The sequence below is a fragment of the Methylomonas sp. Uni0011 genome (assembly GCF_056850255.1).
Window position 1 is genome coordinate 263,622 of sequence record NZ_JBVVNO010000002.1, and the last position, 22,348, is coordinate 285,969.

Consider the following 22,348-nt stretch of genomic DNA (forward strand, 5'->3'; position numbering starts at 1 on the left):
TGTGTCCGGCCGCTTGGAGCGCGATGCGCTGTTTCCGACGCTGTTGGCATTTACGGTGCACGACATCAAAAATTCGTTGGGCACCTTGTTGGAGTTGATCCGCCAGTTCTCCGCCAAACGCCAAACCGAAACCGGCGATTTGGGGCTGCTGGAATTCGAGGCGGTGCGGATTAACCATAGTCTGATGCAACTGCTCGTGTTATATAAGGTTGGGGCTCAGAAATTCAGTTTGGCCATCGACCAATGTGCGGTGCTCGACGTGCTGCAGGAAGCGGTGGATCAGCAAGCGCGGCTGTCTACCTTGCACGAGGTCGAGCTGCGGCTGGATTGCACCGACGAGTTGCAAGCCTATTGCGATTTCGACAATATCGCCAATGCCTTGGCGGCGGTGTTGAATAACGCCTTACGCTATACTCGGCAGACGGTGTTGGTGTCGGCCGAGCAGGACGGCGACTATTTGCAGATCGCGATCGAGGACGACGGCGCCGGTTATCCGCCGCATTTTCTGCAGGCCGATTTGACCAACGCCGCCGAGCTGGATTGGGTCAACGGCAATACCGGTCTGGGCCTGTATTTCGTGTCGGTGATCGCCGGGTTGCACAAAAACGCCGGCCGCTGCGGTTACGTGACGATCGATAATTCGAGTCGACTGGGCGGAGCCCGGTTTCGGCTGTTTTTGCCTTGATTTGGCCGTTACTAAGTTACAATAAACGCCGAGGCGGCGTAGAGGGATGAAGACCGCCAGGAACACACAACAATAATATCGGTTGCATATGAGCATTTTAGTTACCGGCGGCGCCGGCTTTATCGGCAGCAATTTCGTTCTGGATTGGCTGGCGCAGAGCGACGAAACCGTCGTCAATCTGGATAAGCTGACCTATGCCGGCAACCCGCAAAATCTGGCCGCGCTGCAAGCCGATGCCCGCCACGTGTTCGTGCACGGCGATATCGGCGATTACGAGTTGGTGCTGGGCTTGCTGAAGCAGCACCAAGTGCGCGCCGTGGTCAATTTCGCCGCCGAGTCCCATGTCGATCGTTCGATACATGGCCCGGAAGATTTTATCCAGACCAATATCGTCGGCAGTTTTCGTTTGCTGGAAGCGGCCAGGGAATATTGGAACAATCTGCAATCCGCCGAGCAACAGGCGTTCCGCTTTCTGCATGTCTCCACCGACGAAGTTTACGGGTCGCTGGAAAAAACCGATCCACCGTTCGCCGAAACCAACCAGTACCAGCCCAACAGCCCGTATTCGGCCAGCAAGGCCGCCAGCGACCATCTGGTCCGCGCTTACCACCATACCTATGGCTTGCCGGTGTTGACCACCAACTGTTCGAATAATTACGGCCCCTACCATTTCCCGGAAAAGTTGATCCCGCTCTGCATCCAAAACGCGTTGTCCGGCAAGCCGCTGCCGATTTACGGCGACGGCCAGCAAATCCGCGACTGGTTGTACGTCAAAGACCATTGCAGCGCTATTCGACGGGTATTGGCTGCCGGCAAGCTGGGCGAGGTCTACAACGTCGGCGGCTGGAACGAAAAGGCTAATCTGGATGTGGTAAATACGCTGTGCGCGATACTCGACGAACTGCAGCCGCGGGCCGACCGCAAGTCGTATGCCGAGCAAATTACCTATGTCAAAGACCGGCCCGGCCATGACCGCCGCTATGCGATCGATGCGACCAAACTGGAACGGGAATTGGGCTGGAAACCGGCGGAAACCTTCGAGACCGGGATACGCAAGACCGTGCAGTGGTACCTGGACAACCAAGCCTGGGTCAACAATGTATTATCTGGCGATTACCAGGCTTGGCTGGATAAAAACTACGCCGGGCGGGCCGGGTGAAGATTTTATTGTTCGGCAAGAACGGCCAGGTCGGCTGGGAGCTGCAGCGCAGTCTGGCGCCGTTGGGCGAGCTGTTGGCCTTGGATCGCCAGGATCGGCACTACTGCGGCGACTTGAGTAATCCGGACGGCATCGCGGCCACGGTTCGGGCCGTGCGGCCCGACGTGATCGTCAACGCCGCCGCTTACACGGCGGTCGATAAGGCCGAAACCGAAATCGAGCTGGCCAATACCATCAATTGCGCGGCGCCGCGGGCGATGGCGGACACAGCGGCTGAATGCGGCGCTTGGCTGCTGCATTATTCCACCGACTACGTTTTTAATGGCAGCGGCAATCAAGCTTGGCGGGAAGATGATGCGACCGGGCCGCTAAATGTCTACGGCCAGACTAAATTGGCCGGCGAATTTGCGATTCAAGCCAGCGGCTGCCGGCATTTGATCTTTCGCACCAGTTGGGTGTACGCCGCGCGCGGGAACAATTTTGCCAAGACCATGTTGCGGCTGGCGCAGGAGCGGCAGCAGTTGTCGGTGATCGACGACCAGATCGGCGCGCCGACCGGGGCCGAGTTGTTGGCCGACGTCGCGGCTCACGCCATCCGCGCCGCATTGCGCACGCCGGATGTTGCCGGGATCTATCATCTGACGGCGGCCGGCGAGACCTCTTGGTACGAATACGCCCACTTTGCGCTGGATTTCGCCCGTCAGGCCGGCGTCGCGTTGAATACGCCGAAGCAGGCGGTCACCGCGATCCCGACCAGTGCCTATCAGACACCGGCTAAAAGGCCGTTGAATTCGCGCTTGAATACCGAGAAATTGCAGGCCGCATTCGATTTGCGCTTGCCGCCATGGCAGGCAGGGGTCGAGCGCATGTTGTCCGAGTTGTATGGAAGGTAACCATGAGTCAACGTAAAGGCATTATTCTGGCAGGCGGTTCCGGTACCCGCTTGTACCCGGTCACCAAAGCGGTTTCCAAGCAATTGCTGCCGATTTACGACAAGCCGATGATTTATTACCCGCTCAGCACCTTGATGCTGGCCGGCATTCGCGACATTCTGATTATTTCCACGCCGCAGGATACGCCCTTGTTTCAACAGTTGCTCGGCGACGGCAGCGATTGGGGCTTGAATTTGCAGTATGCGGTGCAACCCAGCCCGGACGGCTTGGCGCAGGCCTTCATCATCGGTCGCGATTTTGTCGGAGCCGATCCCAGCGCCTTGGTGTTGGGCGACAATATTTTCTACGGCCACGATTTGTACCAGCAATTACGGACAGCAAACGACCGCAGCTCGGGCGCGACGGTTTTCGCCTACCACGTACAGGACCCGGAGCGTTACGGCGTGGTCAGCTTCGACGCGGAGGGCAGGGCCTTGTCGCTGGAGGAAAAGCCGGCGCAGCCGAAGAGCCATTACGCCGTGACTGGCTTGTATTTTTACGATAACCAAGTGGTCGATATCGCCGCCAATTTGCAACCTTCGCCGCGCGGCGAGTTGGAAATTACCGACGTCAACCGGATCTATCTTGAGCGTCAACAACTTAGCGTTGAGATCATGGGCCGTGGCTATGCTTGGTTGGATACCGGTACCCACGCCAGTCTGATCGAAGCCAGCAACTTCATCGAAACCATCGAGTCTCGCCAGGGCCTGAAAATATCGTGCCCGGAGGAAATTGCCTGGCGTAGCGGCTGGATTGGCGACGAGCAGATCGAAAAACTGGCCAAACCGCTGGCAAAGAACGGTTACGGTCAATATTTGTTAACATTGTTGAATAAGCAAGTATTTTGATTGGCCGAACTGGTCGCATGCGATTTTTGGTCGCCCACAAAACTGACATCAAATCCGAATAAATTTGGTGTTCATATATCCTGTGGCATAGAGGCTAGCCGTTTTGCGACTTGCGTTAAATTGCTATCGCTCAGCCGCAGTCACTTTCGTTTAGATTTTAGGTAAGCCATGCAAGCCAGCCGTCTTTCTATTCCCGATGTCGTATTATTCACCCCTAAAGTGTTCGGCGACGAGCGCGGCTTTTTTTTCGAAAGTTTCAACGAAAAATTGTTCAGGGAATTGACCGGCGTCGACGTCAACTTCGTGCAGGATAACCACTCGAAATCGCAAAAAGGCGTGTTACGCGGCTTGCATTACCAAATGCCGCCGATGGCCCAAGGCAAGCTGGTCCGGGTTGTACAGGGCGAAGTATTCGACGTCGCGGTGGACATTCGCAAAAGCTCGCCAACCTTCGGCCAATGGGTCGGCGAAATATTGTCGGCCGATAATAAGCGGCAAATGTGGATACCAGAAGGCTTCGCCCACGGTTTCGTGACGCTGTCCGATACTGCGGAATTTCTGTACAAAACCACGAATTACTATGCGCCGCACCACGAGCGCTGTATTGCCTGGAACGACGAGAGTCTGCAAGTCAATTGGCCTTATGCCGGCGAACCGGTTCTCTCCGGAAAAGACCAAGCCGGCGTGTCGTTAGCCGAGGCTGAACTGTTTGCTTGAACCCGCTCGACGGCCGGCGCTATAAAATTCTTTATTGATTAATATGCTTCACGACAAAACCATACTGATTACCGGTGGTACCGGTTCCTTCGGCCACACCTTCGTGCCGTTGACCTTGGCCAAATACAATCCGCGCCGCCTGGTGATTTTCTCCCGCGACGAGATGAAGCAGTGGGAAATGGCGAAGCTGTACGGCGACGATCCGCGCGTCCGCTTTTTCATCGGCGACGTGCGCGATAAAGACCGTCTGGCCCGCGCGTTGAACGGTATCGAATACGTCGTACACGCCGCGGCGACCAAAATCGTGCCGACTGCGGAATACAACCCGTTCGAATGCGTCAAGACCAATATCATCGGCGCGATGAACCTGATCGACGCCTGTATCGACCAGGGCGTGAAGCGCGTAGTGGCGTTGTCTACCGATAAGGCCAGCAGCCCGGCCAATCTGTACGGAGCGACCAAACTGGCCTCCGATAAATTGTTCGTCGCCGGCAACTCGTACTCCGGCAAAAACGAAACCCGGTTTGCCGTGGTGCGTTACGGCAATGTGATGGGCTCGCGTGGTTCGGTGATTCCGTTTTTCCAATCCATCGCTCATAAAGGCGTGTTACCGATTACCGATGCCCGGATGACGCGCTTCATGATTACGTTGGAACAAGGTGTCGATCTGGTCTGGCGCGCCTTCGACGACATGGTCGGCGGCGAAATTTATGTCAAGAAAATCCCGTCGATGAATATCGTCGATATCGCCCGTGCGGTGGCTCCCGATGCGCAGCACGAAATCGTCGGCATTCGCCCTGGCGAAAAATTGCACGAGCAAATGATAGGGCTGGAAGACGCGCCTTATACCTACGAGTACGACGACTACTACAAAATTCTGCCGGCGATTCACAACTGGAGTTCCGATCCCGAGCGCATCAACCAGGGGGTGCGGGTTGCGCCGGATTTTATCTATTGTTCGGATAACAACACGGAATGGATGAGCGTGGCCGAGTTGCAGGCCTGGCTGGAACAGAACCGCGATAAAGTCGGCAAAATATGACCGCATTCATTCCTTACGGCCGCCAGGATATCAGCGAAGCCGACATCCAGGCGGTCATCGATGTCTTAAAGTCTGATTTTCTGACGCAAGGGCCGGCAGTTCCGGCTTTCGAAACCGCGGTTTCGGAATATTGTGGCGCGCGCCATGCCATTGCCGTGAATAGTGCGACCTCGGCGCTGCATATCGCTTGCCTGGCGTTGGGGGTCGGGCCCGGCGACGTGGTCTGGACCAGCCCGATCACCTTCGTCGCCAGCGCCAATTGCGCCTTGTACTGCGGTGCCAAAGTCGATTTCGTCGATATCGATCCGCGTACATACAACCTCAGCGTCGCGGCATTGGAACAGAAACTGCAGGGGGCCGAACGGGACGGGAAGCTACCCAAAGTGGTGATCCCGGTGCATCTGTGCGGGCAATCCTGCGAGATGGCGGCGATCCATGCTTTGAGCGAAAAATACGGCTTCAAAATCATCGAAGATGCCTCGCACGCGATCGGCGGAAAATACCGGAACCAGCCGATCGGCAATTGCCGCTACGCCGATATCACCGTATTCAGTTTCCATCCGGTCAAAATCATCACGACCGCCGAGGGCGGTATGGCGCTGACCAACGATACCGAATTGGCCGATAAGCTGGCCCTGCTGCGCAGCCACGGCATTACCCGCGATCCGGCGCAAATGACGCACCAGGCCGACGGCCCTTGGTATTACCAACAGATTGCGCTCGGTTACAACTACCGCATGACGGATATCCAGGCCGCTCTGGGTTTGAGCCAGCTATCGCGGTTGGACGAATTCGTGGCAAACCGGCAGCGCTTGGCAGCGCGTTACGACAGTTTGTTGTCGGCGTTGCCGGTTGAGATTCCTTGGCAGCACCCGGACAATTATTCCGCGTTGCATTTGTACCCGATCAGAATTGCGGAAGGTGTCTCTGCCTACAGCAGGCTGAGAGTGTTCGAAGGCCTGCGCGCAGCCGATATCGGCGTCAACGTGCATTACATTCCGGTGCACTTGCAGCCCTATTACCGACAGCTGGGTTTCCAGCCCGGAGACTTTCCGGAAGCTGAACGTTATTACCGTGCCGCGATCAGTCTGCCGCTGTATGCGACCTTGACCGAAGCTAACCAAGACCGCGTCATCGAAGCGTTGCGCGGACAATTGCAATGAAGATCGGTTTGGGTACCGTGCAATTCGGCGTCGATTACGGCGTTTCGAATAAAGACGGCAAAACGCCAGCTGCCGAAGTCGCCGCTATTCTGGCGGCGGCGGATGAGCTGAAGGTTCGGGTGCTGGATACTGCGAGCCTTTACGGCGATAGCGAACAGGTGTTGGGCAATTGTTTGCCGGCGGCGGCCGGGTTCGATATCGTGACCAAAACCCCGCAATTTGCCAAACCGGTTTTGGATGCCGATGATGCCGAACGATTGCAACGAGTCTTCCAGGAGTCGTTAACAAAGCTGAACTGCGATTCGGTATACGGCTTATTGATTCATCGGGCGGACGATCTGTTCGTGCCCGGCGGCGAACGTTTGATGGCGGCGTTAACCGGCTTGAAGCAGCAAGGCTTGGTTGCCAAGATCGGGGTTTCGGTGTACGACTCGGCGCAGATAGACCAAATTCTGCAGCGGTTTGAGTTCGATTTGGTGCAACTGCCGATCAGTGTTTTGGATCAGCGCTTGCTGGTTAGCGGCCATTTGCAAAAACTAAAATCGGCCGGAGTCGAGGTGCATGCCCGCTCGGTATTTTTGCAGGGCCTGTTGCTGATGGATGTGTCGGAAATTCCGGCGTATTTCGCTCCGGTGCGGCATGTTCTCGAAGCCTATCACGCATTTGTTCGCGCCCGCGGATTGACGCCGCTACAAGCCGCAGTGGGGTTCGTCTCCGGCTTGACCGAAATCGACCAAATCATTTGTGGCGTGAACAATGCGCAGCAACTACGCGATATCTGCGACGCCGCCAACGTTGAGCTCGATTGCGGCGAGTTTGCCGGGTTTGCCATCGGCGCAGAAGCGATAGTCAATCCGGCTTTGTGGCGGCTGCAACCAGGAAAATCATGATATTAGCGATATTACAGGCTCGGCTGTCGTCGTCCCGCTTGCCCGGTAAGGTGTTGATGCCGTTGTTGGGAGAGCCGATGTTGCTCAGGCAAATCGAACGGCTGCAAAAAGTCCGTCATATCGACCGGCTACTGGTCGCTACCAGCAGCGAGACGGCGGACGATGCGATAGCAAGTTTGTGCGAACAACATGCAGTCGACTGCTTTCGCGGCAATCTGCAAGACGTGCTGGACCGCTTCTATCAAGCGGCAGCGAGTTACCACCCGGATCATGTTGTGAGGCTGACCGCGGATTGCCCGTTGGCCGATCCGGGGTTGATCGACCAAGTCATCGAATTTTATCTGGCCGGCGGTTACGACTATGCCAGTAACGCGATACAGCCGACCTTCCCGGACGGCTTGGATGTCGAAATCTGCCGCTTTGCCTGCCTGGAGCAGGCTTGGCGCGAGGCCGTGCTGCCGTCGCAACGCGAACACGTCACGCCGTTCATTCACCAGCAGCCGGAACGCTTCAATCTTGGCCATTTTTTCAATCGGGAAGACTTGTCGCATCTGCGCTGGACTGTCGACGAGCCCCGAGATTTCGAATTGGTGTCGCAGATATATGCCGCTTTGTACCCGGCCAATCCGGATTTCTCGACGCCGGACATTTTGCGTTTTTTGGCCGAGCGCCCGGAGCTGGCCAACTGGAATACGCAGCATCAACGCAACGAGGGTTATCTCAAATCCCTTGCCGCCGAAGCGCCGCATCCGTCAAATCCCGCGAGTGAATAACCCTTATGTCAGAACGTTACCGCAACTCCGAAACGCTACTGGAACGCGCGCTGAAAACCATTCCGCTCGGTTCCCAAACTTTCAGCAAGAGTAAAACCCAATACCCGTACGGGGTGTCGCCGTATTTCATCCAGCGCGGGCGCGGCAGCCACGTATGGGATGTCGACGGCAACGAGTACGTCGATTTCATCAACAGCTTGGCGGCCGTCACGTTGGGCTACAACGATCCGGACGTCACCGAAGCCGTCAAGGCGCAGTTGGAAGACGGCGTGATATTCAGCTTGTCCCATCCGATCGAAATGCAGGTCGCGGAAAAAATCTGCGAATTGGTGCCGTGTGCGGAACGAGTCAGATTTGGCAAAAACGGTTCCGACGCCACGGCCGGCGCCATTCGCCTGGCGCGAGCCCATACCGGCCGCGACCATGTCGCGGTTTGCGGCTACCATGGCTGGCAGGATTGGTATATCGGTTCGACCTTGCGTAACCGCGGCGTGCCACAAGCCACCCGCGATTTGACGCATACCTTCATGTATAACGACATCGCCTCGCTGGACAGTGTGTTCAAGCAGTGGCCGGACCGGATCGCTGCGGTGATTCTGGAACCGATGAATGTAGTCGAGCCGCAGGACGGGTTTCTGCAGAATGTCAAAGAATTAACCCACAAACACGGTGCGGTGTTGGTTTTCGACGAAACCATCACCGGCTTTCGCTATGCCAACGGCGGCGCCCAGGAATATTTCGGGGTGACGCCGGATTTAGCGACCTTCGGCAAAGGCTTGGCCAACGGTTATCCGGTATCCGCCGTCGCCGGGCGGGCGGACTTGATGCAATTGATGGAAGAAGTGTTCTTCTCGTTTACCTTCGGCGGCGAAACCTTGTCGTTGGCGGCGGCATTGGCGACGATGCAGAAATTGCAGCGCGAACCGGTCGTGGCGACGATGCGCCGGCAAGGCGAAAAAATCATCCAGCGTCTGCATGCAGTGATAGCCGCAAACGGTGCCGAGCATTTCATCAGCGTCTCCGGCCATCCAGCCTGGAGCTTTTTGTTGATCAAGGATGCCGAGCCGTACACGTCCTGGCAATTGAAAACTCTGTTCATGCAAGAGATGCTGGATCGAGGCATTCTGGCCTTCGGCTCCCACAACATGAGCTATAGCCATCACGACAGCGATCTGGATCAATTGTTTGCAGCCTACGATGAGGTGATTCCACTATTGGTTGCGGCGGTCAAGGAGCGTTCGTTAGAGAAAATGCTGCGTTGCCAGGCGCTGGAACCGTTGTTCAAGGTCAGATGAGTTTGAAAGTCGCGATTCGCGCCGACGCCTCGGTGCCGATGGGCAGCGGCCATGTGATGCGTTGCCTGACTCTGGCCGATGCATTGCGCGAGCGCGGTGCCGAGGTGGCATTCATCAGCCGCGAACATCCGGGCAATCTGTTTTCGCTGATCCAGGCTTCAGGCCATCTGTTATTGCGGTTGCCGGAACCGACGTCCGCTCCCGATAACCGGCTTGCCCATGCCGCGTGGTTGGGAACAACGCAAACCGAGGATGCCCAACAAACCGCTGCGGCTTTACGGCAGTTTGGCGATCCCGATTGGCTGATCGTCGACCATTACGCGATCGACGCGGAATGGGAGGCAATATTGCGGCCGATGGTCGGGCGCATCATGGTGATTGACGATTTGGCGGACCGGCGGCACGATTGCGACTTGTTGTTGGACCAAAATCTGCAGAACCTAACCGGGAAAACCCGCTACGACGGTTTGCTGCCGTCCACTGCAGGCACGCTGATCGGGCCTAAATATGCGTTGCTGCGTCCCGAATTTAAAGCACTAAGGGATGCTGCGCGGATCAGGTCCGGCGCGGTCAAGCGCGTTTTGGTTTTTTTCGGCGGCGGCGATCCCGGCAACGAAACCGCGAAAGTGTTACTGGCGTTAAAGAGTCTGGCTCGCGAGGAATTGGTCGTCGATGTCGTCGTCGGTAGCGCCAATTCGCATTACCCGCAATTGTTGGGATTATCCGAGCAATTGCCCGCGTGTACCCTATATCGCCAAGTCAGCAATATGGCGGAGTTGATGGCAAATGCCGATCTGGCGGTCGGAGCCGGCGGCGGCGCGATGTGGGAACGTAGTTGTCTGGGCTTGCCGACTATCGTTGTCAGCGTGGCCGCTAACCAGCAACCGGGATGCGAAGCCATGGCCAGGCAGGGTGCGATCCTGTATCTGGGGCAATCCGAGCGGGTAACGACAGAGTTAGTCGCTTCGGCATTATCGGTTGCGGTTAACGCAGTCGGCTTAATAGAGAGTATTGCGCAACGTAGCTTGGAGGTGGCCGATGGTCTCGGGACGAATCGGGTGGTGTCGCATTTGCTTCAGGCCCGGTTAGCATTACGGCCGGCGGAAATTGGCGATTGCGAGCCGATTTATCAATGGCGCAATGCCGAATCGACCCGAAAATATTCTCAGGATGCGCAGGCTATCGACTTCGAGCGGCATCGAAATTGGTTTAGCCAAGTTCTATTGGATCCTGATCGCCGAGTACTGATCGGCGAGATCGACGGCGAGGCGGTGGGCGTGTTGCGTTTCGATCGCGACAGCGAACGCTCGGTGATATCCGTATACCTTGTGCCTGGTCATTACGGCAAAGGCATAGGCGTGCACCTTATCGAAGCCGGCTGTATTTGGGTCGAGAATAATTGGCCTGGGGTGCAAACGGTCGAGGCCATTATAATGGCGAATAATTTGCCTTCCGTATCCGCCTTTTCCAAAGCCGGTTTTCGAAGCAAATCGTACGCTTACGAAAAGAAAATCAGGAATTGATCCATGCATATCGGAAACAGGCCTATCGGGCCTTCCCACCAACCTTTCGTGATTGCCGAAATGTCCGGCAACCATAACCAGTCGCTCGAGCGCGCATTGCAGATCGTCGAAGCGGCGGCGCGTTCCGGTGCGCACGCGCTGAAGATCCAAACCTATACAGCCGATACCATGACGTTGGATTTGGATCAGGGCGAGTTTTTTATTTCGGACGACAAGTCGTTATGGCAGGGTACGTCACTCTATAAACTTTATCAGCAAGCTCACACGCCTTGGGAATGGCATAAGCCCATCTTCGACCGTTGCCGTGAATTGGGGATGATCGGTTTTTCGACACCATTCGATTCGACCTCGGTCGATTTTTTGGAGACGTTGGATGTCCCTTGCTACAAAATCGCCTCGTTCGAAAATATCGATCTGCCGTTGATACGCAAAGTGGCCGCAACCGGCAAGCCGATGATCGTTTCCACCGGCATGGCCAGCGTAGCCGAACTGGACGATACGGTGCGCGCCGCGCGCGCAGCCGGCTGCAACGACATCGTGTTGTTGAAATGCACCAGTTCCTATCCCGCCACGCCCAAGAACACCAACATCCGCACCATTCCGCACCTGCGCGAACTGTTCGGCTGCGAAGTGGGTTTGTCCGACCATACCATGGGTACCGGCGTCGCGGTGGCCAGCGTGGCGTTGGGCGCCAGTGTCATCGAAAAACACTTTACGCTGTGTCGCGCCGACGGCGGCGTCGATAGTGCATTTTCGCTGGAGCCCGCGGAAATGGCGGCATTGGTGGTCGAAACCGAGCGCGCCTGGCAGGCCTTGGGCGAAATCAGCTACGGCGTAACCGACGCCGAAAAAAAATCGCTGCAATTTCGGCGTTCGATTTACATCGCCCGCGACGTCGTTGCCGGCGAAGTTTTGACCAGCGAGAATTTGCGCTGCGTCAGGCCTGGTCTGGGATTGCCGCCCAAGTACTACGAAACCTTGCTGGGGCGCAAGGTCAACCGCGATGTGAAAATGGGGACGCCGATGTCCTGGGATTTGCTCGGCTGAATAATGGCGGAAATTGAACAACCTTGGTTGGATCGTTTACCTTTCGATCTCGATGAAGTTTTGGCGACGGCGAATTTGCCGGCCCGGCCGTATTCAGAAAATCCAGGCAATTGGTGTAACGCGGCCGTGCGTGCCGAATATCAGCCGGTGGCCTATAGCAGGGCCATGATCGACTACCAGTTGGCATATTGGCGCGGCAGCGGACAACCGCTATTCGACCTATCCCTCGTGCTTTACCAGGACAAGCATCCCTGCGGTATCTGGCCGTTGAGCTTTGCCGTCGCCGATGGCGTGCGTCTCGGTAGCAACGGCGATGCGCTGTTGCCGCCGCTGTTCGTTGCCGGGCTGACGCCAAACGTCAGAAAAAAGCTGTTGCAAAGTTGCCTGGATTTCGTCGATACGCTGGCGAGGAAATTTGATATCGGCCAATGGCAGTCGCTGGCTGCATTCGAAAATCAGTCCAGTGTCAGCGAATGGCAGCACTTGGCTTTGTGCCGCGGTGCCACCGTTGCCTGCAGCTACGAATTGTTTATCGATTTACATCGTTCCGTTGCCGAGATTAAGTCCGGCTTTCGCAAGAGCTACCGGCCGCTGGTGTCGTTGGGTGCCAAACTGTGGCAGATTGCGGTTCTTGACGGCCGCGACGATCGGGTCTGGGACGAATTCAAAAATCTGCATCGCGAGGTCGCCGGCAGGGTGACGCGTAGCGACGACAGTTGGCGCTTGCAGCACGCAGCCGTCGCGTCCGGCGATGCGTTTCTGGTGTACCTGCGCGACGGCGCGCAACGCATGGTCGGCGGCGGTTTTTTTCAGGTGACCCGCGACGAAGCCGTATACGCGGTGGCTGCCTACGATAGGGCGCTATTCGACAAACCTTTGGGGCATGCCGTGCAATACCGGGCCATAGAAGAAATGAAAAGCCGCGGCGTCCGTTGGTACAAAATCGGCGCCCGACCCTATCCCGGCGATCAGCCGCCGCCCAGCGAAAAGGAACTGCGGATCGCCGAATTCAAACAGGGGTTTGCCTCCCATATTTTCCCGTGCTATCGCTTGACCGCCAGCCTATGCCATTGATTTCTGAGTCCTGGAACCTGTCCTGCGAACAAACAGCCGTCTATCGTCTTTCCGTATGCACTCAATAACATTCAGCCCATTCCCTGACAAAAACAGCGGCCGCAGATTTTCGAGCCGGCAAGGAGCTTGTTGATGGCAAATGTTTCGATTGGCATCGTCTCTTATAACCGGCCGGAGTTGCTGAAACGGGCCATCGAATCGGCGACCTCGCAAACCTACCGCGACGTGGAAATTGTCATTAGCGACAACGGCAGTACCGATCCGTTGGTAAGGCAAATTATCGAAGAATTTGCCGCTAACGACCCGCGCATCAAATGCCTGTTTCATCCGGTCAACCAAGGGGCGTTTTTTAATTTCCGGGCGGCCTTGAATGCCGCCACCGGCCGTTATTTCATCTGGCTGGCCGACGACGATTATTGGTGCGCGGAGTATTTGGAACATATAGTGGCCACAGCCGAACAAAGCGGGGCGGCTTTGACCTATGGCCGTTGCGAGATAGTCGATGTCGACTTAGCTGGCGATGACCGAGTGGTGAAGGAAATGAAAACGGCATTGGGCAGACTGGCCGCGATGACCAATTTCGTTCGTCTCGACACCGACGCCGTGTTTTACGGCCTGTTTCCTACCGCATTGGGCCGGAAATTGGCCGGGTTGTTGCGCTTTTGGCGGATACCGCCGAAGCTAGCCGCGGCTTGGCCGTTTCTTGAATATAATTTCGTCAGTTACGCCTTTATTTTCGGCCTGTTGAGCTCGGGCGGCTTTTGCAACGCCAGTAGCGAAAATACCGTACATTTCGTCGGCGGCCGATCGCCTTTTCCGCATTCGCCAAGTTTGGGTTGGCGCCATCTGCTGCTGTTTCTAATGTACGTCTCGGTTCACCTGCAAATGGAGAGCCGGTTTGCCTATGCCGCGTATGCGGCCGCCAGTTGGCCGGGTGTGATGTTCTCGCCGGTTGCGGTGGGTTATTTGTTTTGCCGCCGGCTCGGCATGATTTTGAGTCAAAGATTAAACACACTGAGAAAGGTCTGAAATGAGCGTAAAAACCAAATTCAAGGATTGGCTGTATACAAACTATCCGGGGTCGAAGCAAAAAGTGGAAAACTTTTTTGCCGATGCACCACTCTTGCGGAGATTGTTGCGCGTCGGCTTTACCCCGACTTTTCAGGGTTGGGGTATGTCGACCTTTACCCATACGCCGTGGGGCAGTGCGACCGATCTGGGCGACATAGAACAGGCTTTCAACGAAACCTGCGGCCAGTTAACCGAACTGGTTAAAAACGACGGATTCAAACTGACCCAATTCAAGCCGGCCGAACGGTTGAGCATGTTGAATTCGTTGATGTGGCGGCATTACATCGTCTTCTGGAGCGCCACTTTTGCCGCCAAATACGCGCCGCGCGGGACGCATAATTTTGTCGAATGCGGAGTTTGCGACGGTCTGACTTCATTTTTTGCATTGAGTGCCGCATCCGGCTGCGGTAACGATTGGGGCGCTTATTTGTACGATGCTTGGGAGGCGATGCGCGGGGATTTGCTGTTGGATAGCGAGAAAGCCAATCAGGGGGAATACGGCTACCTGAATGTCGATGTGACTCGGGCCAATCTGGCCAAGTTTGGCGATAGGGTTCGCTTCAACAAGGGTTATATCCCCGAATCGTTTGCCCAATCGGAAAATCCCGAGGCGATTGTGTGGATACATATCGATTTGAATTCCGCGACGCCGACCATTGCCGCGCTCGACTTTTTTTGGCCGCGCATGGTTTCGGGCGGGGTGGTGTTGTTCGACGATTATGCCTGGGCCGGTTACGAAGATACCCGCAATTTAATCCTGCAATGGTTGAAAGGCAAGGAAGGCACGCTGCTGCCGTTGCCTACCGGGCAAGCGTTGATCTTTAAACGCTAATCGCGGAAGCGAGCCGATGGGCTGTCGTTTTAAGGAGCAAAAATGCGCTTTTTGATGCTGGTTTTCAGAATCATTCCGGAAGATTGGCATCGGCGGTTTTTTGGCCTAGTCGCGTTGTATCTGTTGTTGGGCGTGTTCGAGATGCTTGGCGTAGCCTCGATCATGCCGTTCGTCGCCTTGTTGTCCGATCCTGCGGCACTGACCAAGTCCTCGACCGGCCAGTTGTTCGCGCTGGTCAGTCCCGTACCGTTGGAGCAGATACCGGTACACGTGGTGGGTCTGGTCGTACTGTTTTTGTTCGTGTTCGGCAATCTGCTCGGCCTGGCGTCGATGTGGTTGTCGATCCGGTTTTCGGCGCAGTTGGGTGTCAGATTGGCCGGCGAATTATCGCTGAGCTTTTTCGCCAGGGGCTTGCCGTTTTTGCGGTCGCAGAACCCTACGATTCATGCCAATTACGTGGTCAGAGAAATCGATAGAGCGGTGTCGGGCGGCATCCTGCAATTGTGCCTGATCGTCAGTAAAACCTTTCAGGTTGCCTTGGTCGTTGTGCTGCTGGCTTTGGTCTCGCCGTTGTTTTCCGCGGTTTTCGGGTTGGCGGCGATCATCATGTACTCGTTGTTCTTTCGCGTGTTGCGAAAGAAAATGGCTGGAGCCGGCGAGGCGATTTTGCACGCTACCGGAAATGCCACCCGCGCGGCCACCGATCTGTTCGCTTCCGCCAAGGAGGTGTTGGTGCGCGGCAATCTGAACTACTTTGTTGACGGCGTGTGCGGCTGGTTGGATGAGTACCATCATGCCGATCAGGTTTCCAGGGTGTATCCGATGGTCCCCAAATACCTGATAGAACTGCTGGCGTTTTCGATGTTGCTGTCCTTGCCGATCTACCGTTCCTGGAGCGGCGGCGAATATCGTTCGCTGGTACCGTTCATCGCCTTGTTCGCTTACGCCGGCTACCGCCTGCTGCCGAATTTGCAGCAGGTTTACGCCAGTCTGAGTATTCTGAAATTCAATGCCGCTGCGGTCGAATATCTCGGCCAATGTCTGGCGGAAGCCAGGGCGCGGACGGCGGGAGTTACCAGGATAGAGCGCTTCGGCCGGAGCATCGTCTTCGAAAATGTGGCCTATACCTATCCGGGCAGCGATAGCCCGGCGCTTGCCGGTGTGTCGTTGCAGATCGCTGCCGGCGAGAAAGTGGCGATTGTCGGTGTTTCCGGGAGCGGCAAAACCACCATGCTCGATTTGATCCTGGGTTTGGTGCCGGCTGCAAGCGGAACGATTGCGATCGACGGGATCGAACTTGCCGATCAACGATTGTCATGGGCGACCGAATTGGTCGGCTACGCGCCGCAAGCGCCGCTGATCCTGGGTGCCTCGGTTGCCGAGAATATCGCGTTCGGCATTCCGGCCGATGCCATCGATCAACGGCGCTGCCGCGAGGTCGCCGATTTTGCATTGGCCGGCGACGTGGTCGGCAATTTGCCGCGCGGTATGGCTACGGTCCTGGGCGGAGACGGCGTGGCGCTTTCCGGCGGCGAAGCCCAGCGTATATCGATCGCCCGTGCGTTGTACCACGACCCTCAAATCGTTGTGCTCGACGAGCCGTCCAGCGCCTTGGACCCGGTATTGTCGGCTCGCCTGTTCGAAAAATTGTGCGCGACCGATTTTCAGAAAACAGTGGTCGCGGTGACTCATAACTGGGACGTTCTGCCTGGGTTCGACAAGATTGTCTTGATGGACGCCGGCCGCTTGGCCGCGATCGGCAGCTTTGCCGAGGTGGCGCCGCTGGTCGAGGAACTGCGCAAGCGCGAGCCGGCCGAAGGTTGACCGACCTGGGAATCCACAAATTTCGCAGGTGAAAGCCGGCGGCCTATCGTGTATCATCCACCGTTTTTTCTTTAGCTCGCTCGCGTTGAAAAATAAAATGGTGCGTCCGTTACAGCCCCGCCGATTGGCTGCCGACCTTTTTAAAGTTGATTCATGAAAGCAGTCATTCTGGCCGGCGGGCTCGGTACCCGCATCAGCGAAGAAACCGTTTCCCGCCCCAAACCGATGATCGAAATCGGCGGCAAGCCGATTCTGTGGCACATCATGAAGATATACTCCGCGCATGGCATTAACGAGTTTATCGTGTGCTGCGGTTACAAGGGATATGTCATCAAGGAGTATTTCGCCAATTATTTTCTGCATATGTCGGATGTCACCTTCGACATGCAAAAAAACCAAATGGAAGTCCACCATCGCTACGCCGAACCTTGGCGGGTGACGCTGGTCGACACCGGCGACGACACCATGACCGGCGGCCGCTTGAAACGGGTCGCCGCCTATCTGCAAAACGAAACGGCATTTTGTTTCACCTACGGCGACGGCGTGGCCGATGTCGATATTTCCGCTGCGATTCGTTTTCATCAAGACCACGGCAAGTTGGCCACCGTCACCGCGGTCCAGCCTGCCGGGCGCTACGGCGCCTTGGATTTGGCCGGAACCCGGGTCAAAGGCTTCATGGAAAAACCGAAAGGCGACGGCGGCTGGATCAACGGCGGTTTCTTCGTGTTATCTCCCGAGTGCGTGACGTACATCGACGGCGATGCAACCCATTGGGAAGCCGAGCCATTGACCCGTTTGGCGCAGCAAAGCCAACTGATGGCGTTCGAACACGCCGGCTTTTGGCAACCGATGGATACGCTACGCGACAAGAATCAGCTTGAGGAGTTGTGGCAATCCGGGGCCGCACCGTGGAAGGTTTGGCATGAATCCTGAATTCTGGCAAGGCAAACGGGTGTTCGTCACCGGCCATACCGGTTTCAAAGGTTCCTGGTTGACGATGCTGTTGCATTCGTTGGGGGCGACGGTTTACGGCTATGCCTTGCCTCCGGCCACTGCACCGGCGCTGTTTGTCGAGGCCGGCGTGGAATCGCTGCTCGCCGCGCATGAGTTGGCGGATATCCGCGATCTGCCTCGGTTGGCCGCGGCGCTGGACCAAGCCCGGCCCGATATCGTCCTGCATCTGGCGGCCCAACCGCTGGTAAGGCACTCCTACCGCGAGCCGGTCGAAACTTTTCAGGTCAACGTGCTGGGGACGGTAAATTTACTGGAGGCGGTGCGCCGGCACAGCACAGTCCGTACGGTCGTCAACGTTACCACCGACAAGTGTTACGAAAATCGCGAGTGGCTGTGGCCCTACCGCGAGAACGAAGCCATGGGCGGCCGCGATCCTTACTCGGCCAGCAAAGGCTGCGCGGAATTGGTGACGGCCGCTTACCGAGCGTCGTTTCTGGCGCAGGCCGGTGTGCATTTGGCATCGGCCCGTGCCGGCAACGTGATCGGCGGCGGCGATTGGGCGGAAGACCGTTTGCTTCCGGACGCTCTGCGTGCTTTGGACCGCGGCGAAGAATTGGTGATTCGGGCGCCGAATGCGACGCGGCCCTGGCAGCACGTACTGGAACCGCTGTCCGGTTATTTGGCGTTGGCCGAGCAGTTGTTCGGGCATGGCGAGTCATTCGCCGAGGGCTGGAATTTCGGGCCGCGAGAACAGGACGCCAAGCCGGTGGCCTGGTTGCTCAGCGAATTGGCGAAGTCCTTTCCGGCACTGAATTGGCGGACCGAGCCCAGCGATCTGCACGAAGCGCATTTTCTGAGCCTGGACAGCAGCAAAGCCCGGCAGCGTTTGGCTTGGCAACCGCGCTGGTGTTTGCAGATTGCCATCGAAAAAACTGCCGCCTGGCACCAAGCTTGGCGCAACGGCGAGGACATGGCCGAGTTCAGCGCCGGACAAATTTGGGACTACCGGCAAGCGCCGCATGGAGACGGTCTTGGCGCAATTTGAAGTCGTCGCGACGCCTTTGGCCGGATTGAAATTGATTCGGCGACGCTGTTCGGAAGATAGCCGAGGTTATTTTTCCCGGTTTTTCTGCGCGGACGAATTAAACGCTGCCGGCTTTTCCGAACCGATCGCTCAGATCAACCAGACGCTGACTCGCCGCCGCGGTACGGTCAGGGGCCTGCATTTCCAGTATTCGCCCCACGCCGAGACCAAACTGGTCAGTTGCCTGCGCGGGCGGATATTCGATGTTGCGGTCGATTTGCGCAGCGGTTCGCCGACCTTTCTACACTGGTACGGCGTGGAATTGTCAGCTAATAACCGCGAGTCGCTGCTGATTCCGCAAGGTTTCGCCCACGGTTTCCAGACTTTGGAGGAGGACTGCGAATTGTTGTATTTGCATAACGCCGCCTATGCGCCGAGTGCGGAAGGCGCGTTGCATGCGTTGGAGCCGAGAGTGGCTATCGACTGGCCGTTGGCGATTACCGAAATGTCCGAGCGCGACCGGCAACACTCAAACCTACCATCCGATTTTCAAGGTATCGAGCTATGAAATGCCGTCATTGCGGTTCCGAACTCTCTCTGCCGCTGATCGATCTGGGCAGTGCGCCGCCTTCGAATTCCTATCTGACCGCCGAAACCTTGCATGCCCCGGAACGCTGGTACCCGTTGCGGGTACTGGTCTGCCAGCAGTGCTGGTTGGTACAGACCGAGGACTATGCCCATTGCGCCGAATTTTTTTCGGCCGATTACGCCTATTTCAGCTCGTTCTCGTCGACCTGGCTGCAACACGCCGAAAATTACGTCGCGGCGATGGTCCGGCGTTTCGGTCTGGATGCCGGGTCGTTGGTGGTGGAAGTGGCATCGAACGATGGTTATTTGTTGCAATATGTGCAGGCACGCGGCATTGGCGCCCTGGGTATCGAGCCGACTGCGAGCACCGCCCAAGCTGCCCGCGATAAGGGCTTGCGAATAGTAGAGGAGTTTTTCGGCGCGCAATTGGCCGAGCGGTTGGTTGCGGAAGGCGTCCGGGCCGATTTGATGGCCGCGAACAATGTGCTGGCGCATGTCCCCGACATTAACGATTTCGTCCACGGCTTCGCGGTGTTGCTGAAGCCGGCCGGGGTTGCGACCTTCGAGTTTCCGCACTTGCTAAATCTGATCGAAAGCAACCAGTTCGATACGATTTACCATGAGCATTTTTCCTACCTGTCGCTGACCGCCGTGCAGCGCATATTCGCGGAAAACGGTTTGACGGTATTCGATGTCGAGGAATTACCGACCCATGGCGGCAGTTTGCGGGTGTTTGCCCAGCGCACTGCAGATGGCGCGCAGCCGGTCGAGCCTACCGTTGCCGAACTGTTGCGGCGCGAAGTCCAGGCCGGCATGGCTGGAGTGGCTTTTTACGCCGGATTCCAGAAGCGGGCCGATGCGTTGAAGAACGATCTGCTAAGCTTTTTGCTGGACGCGGCCCGCAACGGCAAGAAAGTTGCGGCATATGGTGCCGCGGCCAAAGGCAATACCCTGCTCAATTACGCCGGAGTGCGGCCGGATCTGATCGCCTATGTCGTCGACCGAAATCCGGCTAAGCAAGGCAAATGGCTGCCCGGCAGCCGGATTCCGGTTGTGGACGAGCAGCATTTGCAACGCGACAAGCCCGATTATGTGCTGATATTGCCGTGGAATTTGCAGCGCGAAGTGGTTGCACAACTCGATTACCTGCGGGATTGGGGCGGCCGCTTCGCTATTGCCGTGCCGGAGTTAACGGTCCTCTAATGCGAATCGCGGTTACCGGGGCCGACGGCTTCATCGGCCGTTATCTGTTGCCGATCTTGCTGGCGCAGGGCCATCAGGTGGCTGCCGTTTCCAGGCGTTCCGATCATGCGCCGCAGCCCGGCCTGACCTGGTTACCGGCCGATTTGTTGGATGTCGGCCAAGCCAGGCAGGCGATGGCTCAAGCCGAAGCCGAGTGCTTGATTCATTTGGCCTGGTTCGTCGAGCACGGCCGGTTCTGGACCGCAGCCGAAAATTTTGCCTGGTGCGATGCCACGGCGAATTTGCTGGCGGCATTTAAAGAATTTGGCGGTAAGCGGGCGGTGATTGCCGGGACCTGCGCCGAGTACGACTGGAATTACGGCTATTGCGTCGAAGGCAAAACGCCAACTGCGCCGGTAACGCTGTACGGCAAGTGTAAGGATGCCACCCGGCAATTTACCGAAGGTTTTTGCCGCGACAACGGCATTGACTGGGTGTGGGGGCGGATTTTTACGCCGTACGGGCCGGGCGAACCGACGGCGCGATTCGTGCCGTCGGTGCTCTCGGCCATGGCCCGGGGCGAAGTTTTAAAGTGCAGCCACGGCCGGCAGTTTCGCGATTTTCTGCACGCCAGCGATGTCGCATCGGCTTTCGCCCATTTGGCGGCAAACACGTCGGCGACCGGCGCGTTTAACATCGCCTCGGGCGAACCGATGCGGCTGGCGGACATCGTGGCGATCTGCGCCGGTTTGTTCGAAGCCGTGCCGGCTGTCGAATTCGGCGCCGTGCCGGTGGCCGAATACGATCCGCTGCTGCTGGTCGGCTGCGCGGACAAATTGGCCGCAACCGGTTGGGCCGCACGGATATCGATCCGCGAAGGCCTTGCCGATTACCGAATTAAAATTAACGAATTGAAGGGGAGTGAATGATGGATCCGGTAACACAGTTTGCACTTGAAAGAGAGTCTATCCGCCAGGCTTTCGCGGCAAACAATGCGGGCGAACAGCTGACTCGCGCCTGGATGAATTTCGCTCAAGCCGGCAAATACTCTTACCAGTTCGATTGGATGGGGCGGCCGATCATTCAATACCCGCAGGACATCGTGGCGATGCAGGAGCTGATTTGGTCGGTGAAGCCCGACCTGATCGTCGAGACCGGTATCGCTCACGGCGGATCCTTGATTTTCAGCGCGTCGATGCTGGCGTTGCTGGACATGGCCGAAGCGATCGAAGCCGGCGAGCAGACGCTGAATCTGCGCGATTTCCGCCGCAAAGTGATCGGCATCGATATCGATATTCGCGCCCATAACCGGGCGGCGATCGAAGCCCACCCGATGAGCTCGCGGATCGAAATGATCCAGGGCTCCAGCATCGCGCCGGAAACCGTGGCCGAGGTCAAGGCTCGCGCGGAGGGTTCGCAGCGGATTCTGGTGTGCCTCGATTCCAACCACACCCACGAGCACGTGCTGGCCGAGCTGGAAGCCTACGCGCCGCTGACGACGGTAGGCAGTTACTGCGTGGTGTTCGATACCATGGTCGAAGACATGCCGGCCGATCTGTTCCCGGATCGTCCTTGGGGGCCGGGCGACAATCCGAAAACCGCGGTCAGACAATATTTGCAGTCGCATCCCGAATTTGAGATCGACAAAAGCCTGGACCATAAACTGCAGATTTCGGTGGCCCCTGACGGCTTTTTGAAACGCCTACGCTAAGCGCCGGCCTTGCC

At 57.1% G+C, this 22,348-nt stretch carries 22 protein-coding genes; all 22 read left to right on the forward strand.

The window, feature by feature from the left end; all coding sequences use genetic code 11:
• Position 1 precedes the first annotated feature (1 nt).
• The 22 genes from AC0IM9_RS03935 to AC0IM9_RS04040 all read left to right on the forward strand — a co-directional run bounded on the left by AC0IM9_RS03935 (position 2) and on the right by AC0IM9_RS04040 (position 22,334).
• Positions 2-685 carry a sensor histidine kinase gene (locus AC0IM9_RS03935; RefSeq protein ID WP_482803140.1) on the forward strand — a complete coding sequence of 228 codons (684 nt, stop codon included), beginning with the start codon at positions 2-4 and terminating at the stop codon, positions 683-685.
• An 88-nt stretch (positions 686-773) separates the two neighbouring features.
• Positions 774-1,844 carry a dTDP-glucose 4,6-dehydratase gene (gene rfbB / locus AC0IM9_RS03940; protein WP_482803141.1) on the forward strand — a complete coding sequence of 357 codons (1,071 nt, stop codon included), beginning with the start codon at positions 774-776 and terminating at the stop codon, positions 1,842-1,844.
• Positions 1,841-2,737: a dTDP-4-dehydrorhamnose reductase gene (gene rfbD / locus AC0IM9_RS03945; RefSeq protein ID WP_482803142.1), complete on the forward strand. Its 897-nt coding sequence runs from the start codon at positions 1,841-1,843 to the stop codon at positions 2,735-2,737. Before rfbB ends, rfbD begins: the two co-directional genes overlap by 4 nt.
• A 2-nt stretch (positions 2,738-2,739) precedes the next feature.
• On the forward strand, positions 2,740-3,624 hold the full coding sequence (rfbA, locus tag AC0IM9_RS03950) for a glucose-1-phosphate thymidylyltransferase RfbA (protein ID WP_140911375.1): 885 nt from the start codon (positions 2,740-2,742) through the stop codon (positions 3,622-3,624).
• Between the two features lie 168 nt (positions 3,625-3,792).
• On the forward strand, positions 3,793-4,341 hold the full coding sequence (rfbC, locus tag AC0IM9_RS03955) for a dTDP-4-dehydrorhamnose 3,5-epimerase (protein ID WP_482803143.1): 549 nt from the start codon (positions 3,793-3,795) through the stop codon (positions 4,339-4,341).
• A 43-nt stretch (positions 4,342-4,384) separates the two neighbouring features.
• The gene (gene pseB / locus AC0IM9_RS03960; protein WP_140911373.1) at positions 4,385-5,383 is read left to right on the forward strand and encodes a UDP-N-acetylglucosamine 4,6-dehydratase (inverting); all 999 of its coding nucleotides are present in this window, start codon (positions 4,385-4,387) and stop codon (positions 5,381-5,383) included.
• Positions 5,380-6,546 carry a UDP-4-amino-4,6-dideoxy-N-acetyl-beta-L-altrosamine transaminase gene (gene pseC / locus AC0IM9_RS03965; RefSeq protein WP_482803144.1) on the forward strand — a complete coding sequence of 389 codons (1,167 nt, stop codon included), beginning with the start codon at positions 5,380-5,382 and terminating at the stop codon, positions 6,544-6,546. The genes pseB and pseC overlap by 4 nt, the downstream gene beginning before the upstream one ends.
• A complete protein-coding gene (locus AC0IM9_RS03970) occupies positions 6,543-7,436 on the forward strand; it encodes an aldo/keto reductase (protein WP_482803145.1) in 894 nt (297 codons plus the stop codon). The genes pseC and AC0IM9_RS03970 overlap by 4 nt, the downstream gene beginning before the upstream one ends.
• On the forward strand, positions 7,433-8,209 hold the full coding sequence (locus AC0IM9_RS03975; RefSeq protein WP_482803146.1) for a cytidylyltransferase domain-containing protein: 777 nt from the start codon (positions 7,433-7,435) through the stop codon (positions 8,207-8,209). The genes AC0IM9_RS03970 and AC0IM9_RS03975 overlap by 4 nt, the downstream gene beginning before the upstream one ends.
• Positions 8,210-8,214: 5 nt before the next feature.
• Complete coding sequence (locus tag AC0IM9_RS03980) at positions 8,215-9,504, forward strand: aminotransferase class III-fold pyridoxal phosphate-dependent enzyme (RefSeq protein ID WP_482803147.1); 1,290 nt, start codon at positions 8,215-8,217, stop codon at positions 9,502-9,504.
• Complete coding sequence (gene pseG / locus AC0IM9_RS03985; RefSeq protein ID WP_482803148.1) at positions 9,501-11,027, forward strand: UDP-2,4-diacetamido-2,4,6-trideoxy-beta-L-altropyranose hydrolase; 1,527 nt, start codon at positions 9,501-9,503, stop codon at positions 11,025-11,027. The genes AC0IM9_RS03980 and pseG overlap by 4 nt, the downstream gene beginning before the upstream one ends.
• Positions 11,028-11,030: 3 nt before the next feature.
• Positions 11,031-12,074, forward strand: coding sequence for a pseudaminic acid synthase (pseI, locus tag AC0IM9_RS03990; RefSeq protein WP_445371141.1), 1,044 nt, complete (start codon positions 11,031-11,033; stop codon positions 12,072-12,074).
• 3 nt (positions 12,075-12,077) lie between these two features.
• On the forward strand, positions 12,078-13,148 hold the full coding sequence (locus tag AC0IM9_RS03995) for a FemAB family protein (protein ID WP_482803149.1): 1,071 nt from the start codon (positions 12,078-12,080) through the stop codon (positions 13,146-13,148).
• A 132-nt stretch (positions 13,149-13,280) separates the two neighbouring features.
• Positions 13,281-14,177, forward strand: coding sequence for a glycosyltransferase family 2 protein (locus AC0IM9_RS04000; protein ID WP_445371139.1), 897 nt, complete (start codon positions 13,281-13,283; stop codon positions 14,175-14,177).
• Between the two features lies 1 nt (position 14,178).
• Positions 14,179-15,051, forward strand: a complete 873-nt coding sequence (locus tag AC0IM9_RS04005) for a class I SAM-dependent methyltransferase (protein WP_140911364.1) — start codon at positions 14,179-14,181, stop codon at positions 15,049-15,051.
• Positions 15,052-15,093: 42 nt separating this feature from the next.
• The gene (locus AC0IM9_RS04010) at positions 15,094-16,875 is read left to right on the forward strand and encodes an ATP-binding cassette domain-containing protein (RefSeq protein WP_482803150.1); all 1,782 of its coding nucleotides are present in this window, start codon (positions 15,094-15,096) and stop codon (positions 16,873-16,875) included.
• Between the two features lie 153 nt (positions 16,876-17,028).
• A complete protein-coding gene (gene rfbF, locus AC0IM9_RS04015) occupies positions 17,029-17,808 on the forward strand; it encodes a glucose-1-phosphate cytidylyltransferase (protein ID WP_445371137.1) in 780 nt (259 codons plus the stop codon).
• A complete protein-coding gene (rfbG, locus tag AC0IM9_RS04020; RefSeq protein WP_482803151.1) occupies positions 17,798-18,874 on the forward strand; it encodes a CDP-glucose 4,6-dehydratase in 1,077 nt (358 codons plus the stop codon). Before rfbF ends, rfbG begins: the two co-directional genes overlap by 11 nt.
• On the forward strand, positions 18,861-19,421 hold the full coding sequence (rfbC, locus tag AC0IM9_RS04025; protein ID WP_482803152.1) for a dTDP-4-dehydrorhamnose 3,5-epimerase: 561 nt from the start codon (positions 18,861-18,863) through the stop codon (positions 19,419-19,421). The genes rfbG and rfbC (AC0IM9_RS04025) overlap by 14 nt, the downstream gene beginning before the upstream one ends.
• Positions 19,418-20,644 carry a methyltransferase domain-containing protein gene (locus AC0IM9_RS04030; protein WP_482803153.1) on the forward strand — a complete coding sequence of 409 codons (1,227 nt, stop codon included), beginning with the start codon at positions 19,418-19,420 and terminating at the stop codon, positions 20,642-20,644. Before rfbC (AC0IM9_RS04025) ends, AC0IM9_RS04030 begins: the two co-directional genes overlap by 4 nt.
• The gene (locus AC0IM9_RS04035; RefSeq protein WP_482803154.1) at positions 20,644-21,552 is read left to right on the forward strand and encodes an NAD-dependent epimerase/dehydratase family protein; all 909 of its coding nucleotides are present in this window, start codon (positions 20,644-20,646) and stop codon (positions 21,550-21,552) included. The genes AC0IM9_RS04030 and AC0IM9_RS04035 overlap by 1 nt, the downstream gene beginning before the upstream one ends.
• Complete coding sequence (locus AC0IM9_RS04040) at positions 21,549-22,334, forward strand: cephalosporin hydroxylase family protein (protein ID WP_482803155.1); 786 nt, start codon at positions 21,549-21,551, stop codon at positions 22,332-22,334. Before AC0IM9_RS04035 ends, AC0IM9_RS04040 begins: the two co-directional genes overlap by 4 nt.
• Positions 22,335-22,348: the final 14 nt, after the last annotated feature.

What these genes read in the sequence shown, in the direction of transcription:
- rfbB (WP_482803141.1), top strand. Translation starts at nt 774, where the DNA reads ATGAGCATTTTAGTTACCGGCGGCGCCGGCTTTATCGGCAGCAATTTC.
- rfbA (WP_140911375.1), top strand. Translation starts at nt 2,740, where the DNA reads ATGAGTCAACGTAAAGGCATTATTCTGGCAGGCGGTTCCGGTACCCGC.
- rfbC (WP_482803143.1), top strand. Translation starts at nt 3,793, where the DNA reads ATGCAAGCCAGCCGTCTTTCTATTCCCGATGTCGTATTATTCACCCCT.
- pseB (WP_140911373.1), top strand. Translation starts at nt 4,385, where the DNA reads ATGCTTCACGACAAAACCATACTGATTACCGGTGGTACCGGTTCCTTC.
- pseC (WP_482803144.1), top strand. Translation starts at nt 5,380, where the DNA reads ATGACCGCATTCATTCCTTACGGCCGCCAGGATATCAGCGAAGCCGAC.
- AC0IM9_RS03970 (WP_482803145.1), top strand. Translation starts at nt 6,543, where the DNA reads ATGAAGATCGGTTTGGGTACCGTGCAATTCGGCGTCGATTACGGCGTT.
- AC0IM9_RS03975 (WP_482803146.1), top strand. Translation starts at nt 7,433, where the DNA reads ATGATATTAGCGATATTACAGGCTCGGCTGTCGTCGTCCCGCTTGCCC.
- AC0IM9_RS03980 (WP_482803147.1), top strand. Translation starts at nt 8,215, where the DNA reads ATGTCAGAACGTTACCGCAACTCCGAAACGCTACTGGAACGCGCGCTG.
- pseG (WP_482803148.1), top strand. Translation starts at nt 9,501, where the DNA reads ATGAGTTTGAAAGTCGCGATTCGCGCCGACGCCTCGGTGCCGATGGGC.
- pseI (WP_445371141.1), top strand. Translation starts at nt 11,031, where the DNA reads ATGCATATCGGAAACAGGCCTATCGGGCCTTCCCACCAACCTTTCGTG.
- AC0IM9_RS03995 (WP_482803149.1), top strand. Translation starts at nt 12,078, where the DNA reads ATGGCGGAAATTGAACAACCTTGGTTGGATCGTTTACCTTTCGATCTC.
- AC0IM9_RS04000 (WP_445371139.1), top strand. Translation starts at nt 13,281, where the DNA reads ATGGCAAATGTTTCGATTGGCATCGTCTCTTATAACCGGCCGGAGTTG.
- AC0IM9_RS04005 (WP_140911364.1), top strand. Translation starts at nt 14,179, where the DNA reads ATGAGCGTAAAAACCAAATTCAAGGATTGGCTGTATACAAACTATCCG.
- AC0IM9_RS04010 (WP_482803150.1), top strand. Translation starts at nt 15,094, where the DNA reads ATGCGCTTTTTGATGCTGGTTTTCAGAATCATTCCGGAAGATTGGCAT.
- rfbF (WP_445371137.1), top strand. Translation starts at nt 17,029, where the DNA reads ATGAAAGCAGTCATTCTGGCCGGCGGGCTCGGTACCCGCATCAGCGAA.
- rfbG (WP_482803151.1), top strand. Translation starts at nt 17,798, where the DNA reads ATGAATCCTGAATTCTGGCAAGGCAAACGGGTGTTCGTCACCGGCCAT.
- AC0IM9_RS04030 (WP_482803153.1), top strand. Translation starts at nt 19,418, where the DNA reads ATGAAATGCCGTCATTGCGGTTCCGAACTCTCTCTGCCGCTGATCGAT.
- AC0IM9_RS04035 (WP_482803154.1), top strand. Translation starts at nt 20,644, where the DNA reads ATGCGAATCGCGGTTACCGGGGCCGACGGCTTCATCGGCCGTTATCTG.
- AC0IM9_RS04040 (WP_482803155.1), top strand. Translation starts at nt 21,549, where the DNA reads ATGATGGATCCGGTAACACAGTTTGCACTTGAAAGAGAGTCTATCCGC.